The 14,731-nt window shown below is 37.9% G+C and carries 13 protein-coding genes; 2 read left to right on the top strand and 11 right to left on the bottom strand.

Annotated features, from left to right (window positions below):
• Positions 1–30: 30 nt before the first annotated feature.
• The 8 genes from EFY79_RS13360 to EFY79_RS13325 all read right to left on the bottom strand — a co-directional run bounded on the left by EFY79_RS13360 (position 31) and on the right by EFY79_RS13325 (position 7,111).
• A complete protein-coding gene (locus EFY79_RS13360) occupies positions 31–1,053 on the bottom strand; it encodes a GHMP family kinase ATP-binding protein (protein WP_123121225.1) in 1,023 nt (340 codons plus the stop codon).
• Positions 1,040–1,468: a type II toxin-antitoxin system VapC family toxin gene (locus EFY79_RS13355; RefSeq protein WP_123121224.1), complete on the bottom strand. Its 429-nt coding sequence runs from the start codon at positions 1,466–1,468 to the stop codon at positions 1,040–1,042. Before EFY79_RS13355 ends, EFY79_RS13360 begins: the two co-directional genes overlap by 14 nt.
• Positions 1,458–1,727, bottom strand: a complete 270-nt coding sequence (locus tag EFY79_RS13350) for a DUF6364 family protein (protein WP_123121223.1) — start codon at positions 1,725–1,727, stop codon at positions 1,458–1,460. The genes EFY79_RS13355 and EFY79_RS13350 overlap by 11 nt, the downstream gene beginning before the upstream one ends.
• Positions 1,728–1,770: 43 nt before the next feature.
• Positions 1,771–2,910 carry a glycosyltransferase family 4 protein gene (locus tag EFY79_RS13345; RefSeq protein ID WP_123121222.1) on the bottom strand — a complete coding sequence of 380 codons (1,140 nt, stop codon included), beginning with the start codon at positions 2,908–2,910 and terminating at the stop codon, positions 1,771–1,773.
• Between the two features lie 79 nt (positions 2,911–2,989).
• Positions 2,990–3,928, bottom strand: coding sequence for a glycosyltransferase family 2 protein (locus tag EFY79_RS13340; RefSeq protein WP_123121221.1), 939 nt, complete (start codon positions 3,926–3,928; stop codon positions 2,990–2,992).
• Between the two features lie 16 nt (positions 3,929–3,944).
• The gene (locus EFY79_RS13335) at positions 3,945–4,457 is read right to left on the bottom strand and encodes a DUF4199 domain-containing protein (RefSeq protein ID WP_123121220.1); all 513 of its coding nucleotides are present in this window, start codon (positions 4,455–4,457) and stop codon (positions 3,945–3,947) included.
• 9 nt (positions 4,458–4,466) lie between these two features.
• Positions 4,467–5,723: a dihydroorotase gene (locus tag EFY79_RS13330; RefSeq protein WP_123121219.1), complete on the bottom strand. Its 1,257-nt coding sequence runs from the start codon at positions 5,721–5,723 to the stop codon at positions 4,467–4,469.
• A gap of 140 nt (positions 5,724–5,863) precedes the next feature.
• Positions 5,864–7,111: an ABC transporter permease gene (locus EFY79_RS13325; RefSeq protein ID WP_123121218.1), complete on the bottom strand. Its 1,248-nt coding sequence runs from the start codon at positions 7,109–7,111 to the stop codon at positions 5,864–5,866.
• Positions 7,112–7,247: 136 nt separating this feature from the next.
• On the opposite strand from EFY79_RS13325, the gene EFY79_RS13320 reads away from it, so the two are divergent.
• Positions 7,248–8,240: a cation diffusion facilitator family transporter gene (locus EFY79_RS13320; RefSeq protein ID WP_123121217.1), complete on the top strand. Its 993-nt coding sequence runs from the start codon at positions 7,248–7,250 to the stop codon at positions 8,238–8,240.
• 323 nt (positions 8,241–8,563) lie between these two features.
• Here the strand turns inward: EFY79_RS13320 and EFY79_RS13315 are convergent, their stop codons facing one another.
• The 3 genes from EFY79_RS13315 to EFY79_RS13305 form a co-directional block, all read right to left on the bottom strand.
• Positions 8,564–9,262 (bottom strand): VIT1/CCC1 transporter family protein, encoded by a 699-nt coding sequence (locus EFY79_RS13315; RefSeq protein ID WP_123121216.1) that lies wholly within the window; start codon positions 9,260–9,262, stop codon positions 8,564–8,566.
• 183 nt (positions 9,263–9,445) lie between these two features.
• The gene (locus EFY79_RS13310; protein WP_123121215.1) at positions 9,446–10,315 is read right to left on the bottom strand and encodes a transglutaminase-like domain-containing protein; all 870 of its coding nucleotides are present in this window, start codon (positions 10,313–10,315) and stop codon (positions 9,446–9,448) included.
• A 490-nt stretch (positions 10,316–10,805) separates the two neighbouring features.
• On the bottom strand, positions 10,806–12,194 hold the full coding sequence (locus EFY79_RS13305; RefSeq protein WP_123121214.1) for a DUF6089 family protein: 1,389 nt from the start codon (positions 12,192–12,194) through the stop codon (positions 10,806–10,808).
• 1,696 nt (positions 12,195–13,890) lie between these two features.
• On the opposite strand from EFY79_RS13305, the gene EFY79_RS13290 reads away from it, so the two are divergent.
• Positions 13,891–14,697 carry a polysaccharide biosynthesis/export family protein gene (locus tag EFY79_RS13290; RefSeq protein ID WP_123121211.1) on the top strand — a complete coding sequence of 269 codons (807 nt, stop codon included), beginning with the start codon at positions 13,891–13,893 and terminating at the stop codon, positions 14,695–14,697.
• Positions 14,698–14,731 lie beyond the last annotated feature (34 nt).

Genomic DNA, 14,731 nt, shown 5'->3' with positions numbered 1-14,731 from the left:
TGTTCAAATCTAAAGCCAATATTTTAAGTATTATACACTCCATGACGAAAGGCCGTATTTGGTGAACGTGTAATTTTTAACTTCACCACCAAATTTTTTTAGCTCTGATATCACATGATACCGCGTATTGCCAGGGCAGTAGAATATCATGAAGCCACCGCCACCGGCGCCACTGATTTTTCCACCCGTAGCACCGGCCTTTTTTGCTGCTTCATAAATTTCTTCAATTTTGCTGTTGCTTATTTTGGAAGCCATGCGGCGCTTTTGGAGAAAACCAAAATCGAGAATTGCCCCAAATTCATCCAATCTTCCCTTTAGTAAAGCTTCTTTCATCATCCTGGCTTGTTCTTTCAACTGGTGCATGGCCTCAATACTTTTTTCATTTTTATTGTTTACATTTTTGACCTGCTCGTCAATAATAGTAGCACTTTCGCGACTGGTAGAGGTAAAAAACAGAACAAGGTTATTTTCCAATTCGTGAAGATATTCGGGCCTGATGCGTAGAGGATTCACTATTACTTTATCATCTTCATAAAATTCCATAAAGTTTACGCCACCAAACATAGCAGCATATTGGTCTTGCTTGCCGCCGGTTAATTTCAAATCATTTCTTTCTATCTGGTAAGCATAGTGAGCTATGTCGTAATCTCCCAATGGAAGTTTGAGCCATTCCACAAAAGCGCCGAGAATAGCTACTACAAGAGTAGAAGAAGTTCCAAGGCCTGAGCCCGCGGGCGCATCCACAAAAGTAGATAACCTGAAACCGGAAATGGGTAAATTATAATCTGCAAAAACGCGGTTGAAAACTCCTTTCAAAAGGTCAATCTCCCCGTTTATGGGCAGGTTGCCTGTCCATTCAAATTCCTGGTGCTCATTTCTGTCCAGTGCTTCTACAATTATTTTCTTTTCCTGCAAAGGCTCAATATTTGCATAAGCAAAAAGTGAAACTGTTGCATTTAAAATTGCGCCACCAAACTGGTCGCTGTAAGGGCTTACATCAGTTCCGCCACCTGCAAGCCCGATGCGCAAAGGAGCTTTACTACGATATATCATTCATGAAAATTTCTTTAATAAAATTGGTTGGACTGATTACGGGTAAAGAAGGAAATTGAAAAGAAAAATCTTTTACATTTCGGGTAATGAAATAATTCATTTTACCCCGCAGGGCTAAAAAATATAATAACCCGTCTTCAATATCTTTAAACTTCTCGACCGGGAAGTAAATGATTTCTTTTGAAAAAGGAATTATGTTTACAACTTTACATATTTCTCTGAATACCGGTAAAGCCTGCACTTTTTCCTTTTGTAAAACATAGAACCCCGTAGTTATAACAGTTTCAGAAATAAATAATTCAAGCTTACTAAGTTCTGCAAGATGAATAATCTCTTTTATTGTATCAAGTTCGTTTGGCCTCCCCTGGACATAGTCAATGATGATATTTGTATCTAAGAATAATTTATACCCCATATTTTTCGTCTAAATGTTCATGCCAGGCCTTTTTGTAATCCATGTCTTTTTTCGGTGGATTTGCATTTTTTGTATATTTTCTTATTCTTTCAAGAAGTGAAGGACCGGAATTCTCCGTTTTATTATGAGAATTATTTTTCGAAAAACGATCCAGATAATCCTCTACAACTGAGGACAGGCTTACTTTCCGCTTAGAACTTTCTTTCTTTGCCCTTGCAACAATTTTATCGTCTATATTTAAGGTCAGTTTAGTTTTCATTGCTTTTTTATAAAGTTACGTATATTCTTAAATTTACGTAATATTATGAAATCTGAAGTTTTAAAATTGCTTCTACTAAATTTTTCCAGCTATATTTTTTCTTTTCTTCTCTCAGGTTTGATAAGAAATAATCTTCGCCCAAATTAAAGTATTCCACAATTTTTTCTGCAATGCTTTGCGGATCAGGAGACGCAACAAGGCCCACTTTTTTATCGGGCACCATAGAAGGCAATCCTCCAACATTTGTGACTATCATTGGCACTTCAAAATGATAAGCAAGAGGCGTAACGCCACTTTGCGTTGCGCTGCGATAAGGTTGTATGACACAATCGGCAGCGCACAAAAAATATTTCACCTCGCTGTTGTCAATAAAATGAGTATGCAAAATCAGGTTATCCTTTATGGATGGAGCATTCAAAAGCTCGATATAATTTTTTTCATTATCATAAAATTCACCTGCAATCAAAAGCTTTATGTTATCCAGGGAATGTTGATGATTCAAAATTTTAAAAGCCTCCAATAAAATATCCAGGCCTTTGTATTTTCTTATAAATCCAAAAAACAAAACGACTTTATCATCCATTCTGATGGCCAGTTTTTTCCTGGCGGTTTCCTTACTGATTATGTCGCCAAAATTATCATATAGAGGATGAGCGATTAGCCTGACCGGCTTATTTTTTACGAATGTTTTCAAATCGGCAAAAACTTTTTCACTCATTGTAATAAAAGCATCCACAGGTTTTAGAAAATATTTCGTAAGCCATTTGTCGCCCGGCCTTTTTTCGTGCGGCAAAACATTATCAGCGATACAAATAATTTTTGTGTGATGATTCTTTTTTACTCTTCTTAAAATCGTGCCCAGGCATGGCCCCATAAATGGCAACCAAAATCTTACAACGATCACATCGGGTTTTAATCTTCGCAATTCATTTCCAACCTTGATCCAGTTAAATGGATTTATGGAATTGATTTTTATTTTTATAGGAATCCCTTCCGGCGCTGGTTCTGTGGAATATTGTGTTTTACCGGGGAAAAGAAAAGATGGATATTGATATGAAAATGTATAAATCGTTAAATCAAATCCTTCATCAATAAATTCTTTTGCTAATCTCTCATTAAAAGTGGCGATACCTCCGCCTCTTAAAGGATAAGCCGGGCCGATAATGATAATTTTTTGAGACAAGGCAAGGGAATGATTTACAGTAAACGAATAAAAAGCTGGAATTTATACTTCGCTAATTAGCCAACTTGACACTTGCTAATTAACCAATTTTGTCTTCGATTAAATAATGATTTCTTTCAGATCCATTACGGGAAATTATTTCGCCTAAAAATCCGGACAGGAAAAGCTGCACACCGATGATCATAGCTACCAGGGCAACAAAAAATAAAGGCCTTTGGGTCATTCCTGTTTTATCAAAAAAGAATTTAGTAATGGCTAAATAGAAAGAAACGAGGAAACCAAACAGAAAACAAAGCGTACCCCACAGTCCAAAAAAGTGCATTGGGTTTTTGCCAAATTTTCCGACAAACATAATGGAAGCCAGATCTAAAAATCCGTTGATGAAACGATTCCAGCCAAATTTTGTTACGCCATATTTCCTGGGCCTGTGTTCCACCACTTTTTCGCCAAAGTTTTTAAAGCCAGACCATTTGGCGATTAAGGGAATATAGCGATGCATTTCGCCATACACCTCAATACTCTTTACCACTTTTCGTTTATAGGCTTTTAAGCCACAATTAAAATCATGAAGATAGATACCGCTTGCGCGCCGGGTTGCTGCATTAAAAAATTTGGAAGGAATATTTTTAGATAAGGTGCTGTCGTAGCGCTTTTTTTTCCAGCCACTTACAATGTCAAAATTATCTTCAAGCACCATGCGGCGAAGTTCCGGTATTTCATCGGGGCTATCCTGCAAGTCTGCATCCATCGTAATAATTACTTCGCCCTTTGCTGCTTTAAAACCTTCGTTTAATGCAGCGCTCTTACCATAATTACGTTGAAATTTAATCCCCTTAACCAATGGATTTAAAGAATGCATTTGCTGAATAATTTCCCAAGAATTATCGGTGCTTCCGTCATCAATCATAATTACTTCATAGGAGTAATTATTTTGCTCCATCACACGCCTTACCCATGCTTCCAGTTCAGGCAAAGATTCTTCTTCGTTGAAAAGTGGAATAATAACAGAAATATCCATGGCAAGGCTTGAGGTTTTAACGGTCAATTTCTATTGGCCGCGGATTTTTTTTAGTGATTCCTGCGCCTATAAGTGCGCCAATGGCACCGAAAACAAGGTATCCAATTAATGTTCCGGCGATAATAAATACCATAAAGAATTTTTTGGTAAATTCCATAGACTGGTTAATTTGTTCCTGGCTTAAATTTCCTTTCGCCTCAATGCTTTTGCGGGCTGCCTCCATTCCTTTTTCTTTTACGTCCGGAAAAAGATATATAAAAATGACCACGTAAATAATCATTATCGCTGTAACTAAAGCGGCAATTTTAAAACCATGGGCAAAGTAATTTCCAAAAGTAGCATTGTGGTCAATTTGTTGTCCATAATTATTTACAGACCATATAATGCCAATTACCAAAACACCAAAACTGATATATTCAACGCCCCGGGTGGTATTTAGATCAAGAAAATAAATAACCAACGCGAGCACAATCAGGATTAATGAAATGACAAGGCCTTTGGTACTGGGGGTGGTAATTTTTTGTTCCATATAAAATTTTTATTTATTCAAAAATAGCCTGTCTTTATTGAATATCCCAATCACTTTTCCTTTGAGCATTTTGCCAACAAAACTGTTGTTTTTGCTCCTGGAAAAAATCTGAGATTCTGTAAAAAGAAATTCATCACCAGGTACAAACAAACTTATATTGGCTTTTTCTTCTTCTTTAAACAAGGGTAATGGCTGATTAAAAATTTTACGGATATTTTCAGTTTGCATTTTAATAAAGGTTTCGGTGGGGATACCACAAATTTCCGCAACGCCAAAAACACATTCCAAAGTTTCCATTCCGAATTCTGCATTTTGGAATTCGCAAACTTTATGGTCCCAATCCTGCGGCTGATGATGAGAGGCGATAAAATCAATTGTTCCTTTTTTAACTCCTTCCCTTAAGGCATCCCGATCCCTTTTGCCGCGAAGTGGCGGATTTACTTTTAAGTTGGTATCATAGTCATTAATGTCTTCATCACAAAAAAATAAATGATAGGGCGTAACAGAACACGTTACATTCAGTCCTTCTTTCTTGGCGGCTGCAATAAGCTGCAAAGACTTTTTTGTAGAAATTCCGGTGAAATGAATTTTTGAACCTGTATATCTTGCCAACTCAATGTCGCGTGCAATCATCAATTCTTCTGATAAAGCAGGTTTTCCCTGCAAGCCCAGCTTCACAGAAGTTTCTCCTTCGTTCATCAGTCCATGGGTGCCGATGGTTTTATCATCGGGCAATTGAATGATAGTGGCGTCAATTGCTAAAATATATTCAAGCGCTTTTTGTAGAATTCCGGACGATTGTACAGGTTTTGTTCCATCGGAAAAAGAAATGGCGCCGGTGTTAAACATGTCAATCATTTCGCTCAATTCCCTTCCTTCCGCATTTTTAGTTATTGCACCAATAGGATGAACCGCGACCGGTAAAGATTTACTTTTCTGAACCAGGTATTCTACCTGGCTTTTATTATAAACAACCGGTTGGGTATTCGGAATCAACATTACTTCAGTGAACCCACCCGCTGCCGCAGCATTGGCACCGCTTTCAAGCGTTTCTTTAAATTCCTGCCCGGGATCGCAGAAGTTAGCAAAACAATCCATCCACCCTGAGGAAATATGCAAATGTGGAATGTCAATGATTTCATCAGCTTCTGCCTCTTCATTACTGATAGCGGAGATGATGCCGTTTTCAATTAAAATATTCTTGGTTTGTCCGTGAAAAGGAGAGGAGGGAGAAAGTATGGTCGCATTTTTTATTAAAACCTTCATTAGGTTGACCGTAAAATTTTGTTGCGGCAAATTTAGAGGAAAATTTATAAAATAATGTTCTTCCGTTTTCTTTAGCAGGATTACAGGATGTTTTGCACTTGCTAACGCAGTAAACCAATAAATAATAGACTTTTATTTTTTTATTTCGAACGAATGGCTACAACAGGATCAAGGCGTGATGCACTTAAGGCCGGAATGATGCCTGCAAGAATGCCTATGATGATACAAAGTGAAATAGCCAGGAAAAGAATGCCTCCTGAAATGAAAACCGGAAAGTTGAATACGCTGGTGAGAATGAGTGTAAGTAAATACACCAGGATTAAACCTATCAAACCTCCGAGAATACAAATGATGGCTGATTCCAAAAGAAATTCTGAAAGAATACTTCTTTTTTTAGCCCCGATGGCTTTCTTTAAGCCGATGATGGGCGTTCTTTCTTTTACCGTTACAAACATAATATTGGCAATTCCGAATGCGCCTACCACCAGGCTCAACACACCAATAGCCCAGCCTCCGATGTTGATGTTGGCAAATACTGAGCTCACCCGTTCGCTGGCTCCGGAAATCTGGTTAATGGCAAAATTATCATCTTGTTTAGGGCTTAGCTTTCTTATAGATCGCATTACACCTTCGAGGTCATCGGCCAGCGCCTGTGAGCTCACATTGTCTTTGCCCGTTACAATTATCCTTGGCGAACTTTCTCTTTCATTTATAAGCTTTCTTGCAAACCTGAAGGGTACAAAAATGCTCTGATCGTAGTCTAAGCCCGTCATAGATCTACCGGTTTTTTCAATAACGCCGATGATAACAGCTTTGTGATTTTTTACACTCACTTCTTTACCAACGGCAGCGGCGGGGTTGCCGAACAGATTTTCCGCATTCATATTTCCCATCACCAATACTGCATTTCCGTTTGCAAATTCAGCGTCAGAAATAAAACGCCCATATTGGATGGTCACCGGCTGAATATCATTTTCTTCTTCAGAAATTCCATTCATTTGTACACCTTCAAGCGCTATACTATTATATTCGATATTTACCGACCTGTTGATCATAAAAGCCACATTTTTGGCCAGCGCACTTCGTTCTTTTATCAACTTTACCTCGTCAAAAAGCGGTACGGGCCTGTTCACAAATTTCCACCATGGGTAATCAGATCCGTTGTGAAAATATTCCCATTTATCAATATAAATTGTATTTGAACCAAGGCTGTTAATCTGGTTCTGAACATTAGTTTTAAGACTATTCACCGTTGCCAGTACCCCGATAATGCAAAAGATTCCAAACGAAATTCCGATGAGCGAAAGTGAGGTGCGCAATTTATTTACCAACAATTCCTGCATGGTAAGCCGAAGAGAACTGGCGAGTATATTAATGGTTTTGCGCATGAATACAAATGTAATATTAAGAAGATTTTTCCGGTTAAAATTATGGTGAAAGGTAAAACTGTATTATAAACCTAAGCGATTTGCTTCGGTTCATTCAATCTTAATTGGTAATTTGCAATTTTCTAAATTCTAACTTTTGAAATCAGCAAAGGAAAATCTTCGCCTGCAGAGAATTCTCGTGTTCGCAGCAATCATAATTTTTATTGTAAAGTTAGTAGCCTGGTTTCTTACGGGCTCATTGGCTATACTTACAGATGCGCTGGAAAGCATTGTGAATGTGGTGGCAGGTTTCCTGGGCCTTTATAGCCTTAGCGTATCTGCCAAACCAAAAGATGCAGATCATCCTTACGGCCATGGGAAAGTAGAATTTTTATCGGCGGGCGTGGAGGGGAGCATGGTCATTATCGCAGGTTTTTACATTATCTATAAAACCGTTGAAAGTTATTTTTATCCAAATGAGCTTCAAAAATTAAATACCGGAATTATCCTGGTAGCAGCGACTGCAGTCGTTAATTATATTATTGGCAGAATCTGTATTGCGACTGGTAAAAAAAATAAATCGCTTCAATTGATCGCCGGTGGAAAGCATCTGGTAACAGATACCTGGTCAACAATCTCCATATTGGCTGGCCTGTTTTTGATTTATTTAACCGGGTATATTTTTATAGATACAATCATTGCCTTTATTGTTGCCCTAATTATTATTTACAATGGCTATAAGATTGTACGTGTATCCATTGCCGGTATAATGGATGAAGCGGATGAACAATTATTAAAGGACATGGTTGACATGCTGAATAAGCACCGTAAAGAAAACTGGATTGATTTACACAATACCAGAATTATAAAATATGGAAGCACCCTGCATTGCGATTGCCACCTTACCGTGCCCTGGTACCTGACGGTAAGAGAAGCGCACGCTGAAATAGAATCTTTGAGTGCGTTAATTAAAAGCGAATTCGGGGAGACGGTTGAATTATTTGTGCACTCAGATGATTGCTATGAATCGTCCTGCCAGATATGTTCGAAAAAAAATTGCTTGGTCCGTAAACATGATTACGAAAAAACAATCACCTGGACCATCTCAAATATCCGGAAAGACGCACGCCATAATATCAACACAAAATAATTATAAAAAAAATGTCCCTTCATAGATATGAAGGGACTCCAAAATTCAAAAACTGATTATCCATTAAGAATTTTCCTTTCAATCGTTACAAACCAGTGGTTTATAACGCATCTTTGGGTTATCTTTTAATTGTCGATCGCATCATGTAAGTTGGAAATGGATTCAACAGATTTGAATTGAGCATTCGGTTTTAAAATATAGGTTAGCAACGGATTACAGAACTAAAAACGAGCATGGCTTTCAAATATTTTATCACTATAAAAAATTGAGTAGAAGTGCCCGCGCCCTCGTAAAAAAGCGAAGAAAATTTACGATTGACTATTTTATTTAAAAAGTAATGCTACGCCAAACGCAGCCGCGGCCGCAGCCGCGCCTATTAACATCACTTTTAGGGCACCAGCCAGTACCGGAATGCCCGTAATTTTACTTTTGAAATACCCGAAAAAAAACAGGCATACAAGCGTGGCTACCGCAGATATTTTTAAAGCCTCGCGCGAGTTTAAAATAAAAAAATAAGGACTCAGCGGAATAATGCCACCCACGGCATAGGAAAGGCCGATGTTTAAAGCGCTTTTGGTAGCTCTTTTTGGATCGGGTTTGTCAAGCCCTAATTCGAATTTCATCATAAAATCAACCCATTGCTTCTTGTCTTTCGCAATTTCTTCAGTAGCTTTTTCCTGGATTTCTTCACTCAAACCAAGATTTTGAAAAAAATCTTTTACTTCCTTTTTTTCCATTTCAGGAATGCGCTCTACTTCCTCATATTCTCTTTTGAGCTCGCTGTTATAATGGTCTGTTTCAGTTTTTCCGGCCAGGTAGCCCCCCAGTCCCATGGCTATGCTGCCCGCAACTATTTCAGCTATACCGGCTATAACAATAATAGAACTGTTAGTAATGGCTCCGGTAAGCCCGGCAGCTAAGGCAAAAGGAACCGTTAGGCCATCGCTCATTCCAATCACAACGTCTCTCAAAAAATCAGAACTCCTCAAATGTTCTTCTGTATGTTGATGCTTACTGTGCATACTGTGATATTTAAATTCCGTTTAGGCGTAAATATTAAGCTCAGGTAATAATTTAAAAACGACTGCTCAATTTTTATTACTGTGGAATAAATTAAAAGGCCTGCAATTTAATCATCAAATAGTAATTGCAAATGTTCTTCCAGGAGAGCAGGCAAACAAATAGCGTGAATTTTTGTTTTGAAATTAATCGTCCAGCAGTTTAGCGAGAAAGAGAAGCTCATTTTTTTTATGAAGCTGTGTAGAGTCGTTAAAGCATTTGCTGAATTCTTCCAGAAGATGTTGTATAATTCTTTTACCGGAAAGAGGCTTAAAGTAAGACGGCACAGGAGGCACCGAAATTCTCTTAAAATAATTTTCAACGTCTTTGTGTGAATAGACCTGTCCGTTCAGGGGATCAATAAAAAAATTTATCTTCTCTGAGTGTTGTTGGGCAGGATCGGGAAATTTATAGTCTATATCAAAATAGCCAAGAATAAATTGCCTGGGAATGTTAATTGCTTTTGCCGGGATATCCAGTAGTTCACAAAGAATGAGGTATAAAATCCCGTTTGTGATTGAATTACCTTTTTTATTTTCTATCAGTTTGGTAATTAAAAAATCGTCTTTGATATCGTAGCTCACTTCATTTCCCTTCAATTTATAATAACTATACAATATCCCGGAAATCACATTTACCTGCTCCAATGGGGTAAGGTAGCTGTTAAGCTCAAGCCAGATATTTCTACGTATTTTTTCAATTTCCTGCAAGGCAGAGGTGGCCACCATTTCAGGATAGCAATATTTAGCAGCCAATAATGAGCCATGTAATAATTCACAACTGCCATTTTTCCATTCTATAAACTCCTGCACCAAATCCCTGAAATGTAATTTATGGATGATAAGCTCTATACGGCCTTGCACATTTTCATCGGGGCTGTTTTCCCATAGATTTTCAAGATTTGGGATGATAGCACGCCCATGTGAAATAATGCGCTCAGTAACAGTGCTGAAAACTTCGTCGTCAGGATCGTCGATCAGGTGAAAAAGAGCAGATATTTCTTTGTTTTCAAGCATACGTAAATATAGTCAGGTATGTGATAAATAAGAAGTTTTGAAAAATACAATAAAATCAGCACTTCCCAAAAGCAATTATTCAGTTTCGCCATATTAATTATTTCTAAAATCTAAATAGGAACAACTGAATTAATCTTCTACTTTTCCTGTTGATAAAAATAAGGTTTATTGGCCAAAGTAAGGGCGGCTGCTAAAAACTATTTAAAACAATTTTGCCACCCTGATCTGCGACTTTTATTCTTATGCTTTTTCGCCAATATAAAATCTGTTTTTGATAAAGTGCAGAAAATGCTTCCGTAATAGTGAATAGTAATGAATTTTTAAATGTGGAAAATGATCCACATTGAACTGTAAATCAAAGCGAAAATTGCACGAACAGGCATATGCTGGTAACATTTAAAATAGGCTTCTGCAAAAGCCTTACGGGATAAGCAAAAAATAAAAAGAGGTTGCCTTTTTTGGCAACCTCTTTTTATAAAGGATTTAAAATCTACTTGGTTTGAATATCAATAGTATTCACATCTCCGCCGCCTACCATCACATTTGTATCAATACGATCGGCGCTGATACCTTCTGTTTCAGTAAGATAAGCTTTGATAGCTGCTACTCTTCTGTTAGCCATAGACTGGGAAGCTTTGGTAGCTGCAGGATAACCTGTTACAACTATTGAACAATTAGCGCTATTCTTCATTTGTGAAGCAACATTTGCTAACATAGCTTTTGCATCGGTGGTAAGTGTGCTTCTGTTGCCACGGAAGTTAATGCTCGGTAAATTTAAGTTACAAGCGTTCATAGCTGCCAATGTATCGCGGATAGCTTTACAACAATCTGGTTCAGGACATTTACCTACACCGTCTGCATCTACCGGCTGACATTGTGTTGGGGTAATCAATTCTTTATCTTTACAATCAGGAACACCGTCACCATCAGTATCGCGGCTAACACCATGAGAATCAACAGGGCAACCAGCAGGAGTGTTAGGTTCTTTATCAAACATGTCTGCTACACCATCCCCGTCAGCATCATTTGATAATTTTTGAACTTGTTGTTTAACAGTATCTATCTGGGTTTGCAGATTATTACTCAACCGGGCAACAGGGTTATCAAATAATAATTGTGGTTGTGTTTTTTTGCCTAAAGCAAATTCAATTCCCAGGAAGCCATAGCTGAATTTATCAAAGTGAGTTTTACTTGAACCAGAGCCGGGAAGCCAATACGGTGAGCCATCAAACTCATCACCATCTACAAAGTTCATCCTATATCCGAGATCAAGATTGATTAAATCAGAAAGATTGAATTTCAAGCCCAGTCCTACAGGCACAAATAGTGGATGCTTTTTAGAAAAATTAGTATAAGCTGCGGTGGTACCGCCTTTTGAGGTAGTATCTACTGAATAACTAAGAACTCCAACACCCACGGTTACGTATGGTACCACATGCGTCTTTTGCTTTAGCCAGTTGATATTATCGAAGTCAATTTCGCCACCGATGCTAAGCGCGGACTTTAATTTTGTTTCAAATGAATAAACCGGCCTGTCTTGTGCAAAACTCTTGTCATCCTGAGTTCCTTGTACTTTGCCTCCCAGATAATCAGCATGGATGGCCAGGTAATGGTTAAGTTGGTAACGAAGGTTTGCGCCATATCCAAGCGTAGCCTTATTCTTGGCAAAATCATTTGAACCGCCGAATAATACGGAAGGAGTCATCACCCCGGCGTTTACTCCAATAGAGAATTTCCGGAAAGGGCTTGTGCCTGAAAAAGGCTGAATAGTATTATCCATGCCCATGTTATCACTCGCGTTGGTGCCGGATTGGGCCGAAACTGCGGATACAAATCCGGAGAATAAAAGTAGGAGTACAATTTTCTTAATGTGTAACATAATTTAGTAATTAGGGTTTAATCAAAGTATAAAAAACAAATTTTAAAAGTGTAAAGCTATTCATAAACAAGTTGTAACACAAATTTTTTTCTGTTTTAACAATTTTTGAAATGTGTTTAGCAAAAAATAAGCCATTTAATTCGGTATGATATTTTTTTAGATGACAAAACTTGCATGCAGTGCAGTGTGGCCATGAAATGTATGCTGGCATTGCATTCCAGTTTTTATGGCTGCTCAATTGAAAAGAAAAAGCTTTTAAAATTATTCCCTCGACACATTAAATGAGGCTGTTTTATTGAAGATGGCGGGGGAATAAATTTCTTTTTAAAATTGATCTTGTTTTTGTTTTGGCTGTATCGTGGCTGTCGTGTAATCTTTTGCCCAATTGTCGATAACGATTGCTTCCTTTGAGAAATTGGCGGAAAAGGCGCCACTTTTATGTCGACATTGTTCATACGATGCTTGACTGTTATTTGTAATGCTTACGTTCCATGTATTTTTTTACACTGACCGAGGGGTAACTTATCCGGATTGAGTCTAAAGACGCCCGGTGCACTTTTTTTCGATCGGCCCGAACTTTTTTCTTAGAAATAGAAGTTGTTAAATTACTGTTAAGTGATTGTAATTCCTGTTTCGCTTGCCAGCAAGCGGATTCCCCCGTCGTGGTGAGTCTGGGTTTAATTTTTTAAAATTAGTGGTTTTGCGTGGTGGCGTGTTAAAATGTACCAGTCCTATGAAGTTGTTGTCATAACCTTCCTATGCCTTTCCTATACCTTTCCCATACTCTCCCCATACTTTCCTCATACACTCGTCATACACTCTTGATACATTGCCCATACACTCCTCATACTCTTCTCATACTCTATCCATGCCTTTACTATGCCTTTGGTATACTCTATCCGGAGATACGGTTGGTGCGACCGCGGTCATTAACTCATACATCAACCATACTGAACCCTCCTAAAATCACTTGACACATTTTGAGGTTAATTTTAATTCAGCTTATCAAGTTTTTTCGTTATTTCTGATACAACATTACACCGTCATTTTTTATCCTGTACTGGCGTTACAGGTGTTGTATTTATTCGTGGTTTTGCTTGTTAACATGGAGCTTAATTCCTGATCATTTTGTCTGTCTTTTTGTTATTATTAAATACGGTTTTACAACGATTTTTTTAATACGGATAAAGGGGGAATTTTCTAAAATAAACTAAGAATCGATATTTGTTATTGACTAGTCTTTTTCTTTTGAAAGAAAAAGTAACCAAAAGTTCAAGAAAAATCCGCCGGTCGGCGGGCAGGATCCGATTGCTCGCGCGTTTTTCCGGGCCAGCGCGCGGCAAAAGCCTTGTTTGATATTTGTCGCGTTGGGAGAGCTGATTTATAATTCCTGGTTTGGGGGGAGAGGCTTTTATCAAAAAATACGACGGCAATTCTTAAAAATAATCCTTAAAAAGCAGTTGCAGTATTTTGATGTTACTGATTTTTATCAACTCATTAAAGAGAATGATTTAATTTCGCGCCGGTTTTTTAGTCCTGAACAAATTGCTTATATGAGTAGTATTAATATTTTAAAGAGCAACAAACTATCTCAATTCTGTTGTGACTGAGAGTGGCGAAGCCGTGTAAAATGGAAAATCTTCTTTTTGTTGCTTTACTGAGGAGAATGATCTTCTGATAATCTTAATTTTAATAAATGAATACGTATAAGACTTCCCGGGTTACCACTTTTTTTGTAAGTGGGTTTTTACTTTTTATCATGCTTATTGCTGCCTCCTGCGCGTCAACACGTAAAGTGGCGTATTTTAGTGATGTGCAGGATTCCCTAAGAATCGTATCAAAGGCAGGAATTGAGCCGGTAATTCAGAAAAAGGATATCTTAAGTATTACGGTCAGTAGTTTAAGCAATGAAGCAACTATTATCTTTAACATGCCGAATCAGCCGATGACACCAAATGCTGCCTCGTCACCAAATATGCCGCAGACTGCTGGCTATCTTGTGAGTGATGAGGGTACTATTAAATTTCCAATTTTGGGCGATTTACAGGCGGCTGGGCTTACCCAAAAACAATTGGAAAGTGAGATTACTAACCAGTTGATAAAAAAGAAATTATTGTTTGATCCGGTTGTATCGATAAGATTTTTAAACTTCCGGGTTACGGTACTCGGGGAAGTAAATCACCCTGGTGTCATTACGGTGCCAAGTGAACAGATCAGTGTTTTAGAAGCCATTGGGCAGGCTGGCGATCTTAGTATTTATGGTTTGCGCGATAACGTTATATTAATAAGGCAAGAGGGATCCGATAAACTGATTACCCGCTTAGATTTAAACTCATCAAAAATATTCCAATCTCCTTATTATTACTTGAAATCAAATGACGTGATTTATGTTGAGCCTGCGAAAGATAAGATTGCAAGTACCAGTTTGTTTCAACAGCGGCTGCCAATTATATTGAGTGGACTTTCACTTATTATTATTTTATTGACGAATGTCTTTAAATAGAAAAAGTTTCATTCTACGGCGATCGACATTCTTT

The organism is Hanamia caeni (assembly GCF_003721595.1).
Classification (GTDB): Bacteria; Bacteroidota; Bacteroidia; order Chitinophagales; family Chitinophagaceae; genus Ginsengibacter; species Ginsengibacter caeni.
This window is presented reverse-complemented; position numbering and strand designations above follow the sequence as displayed.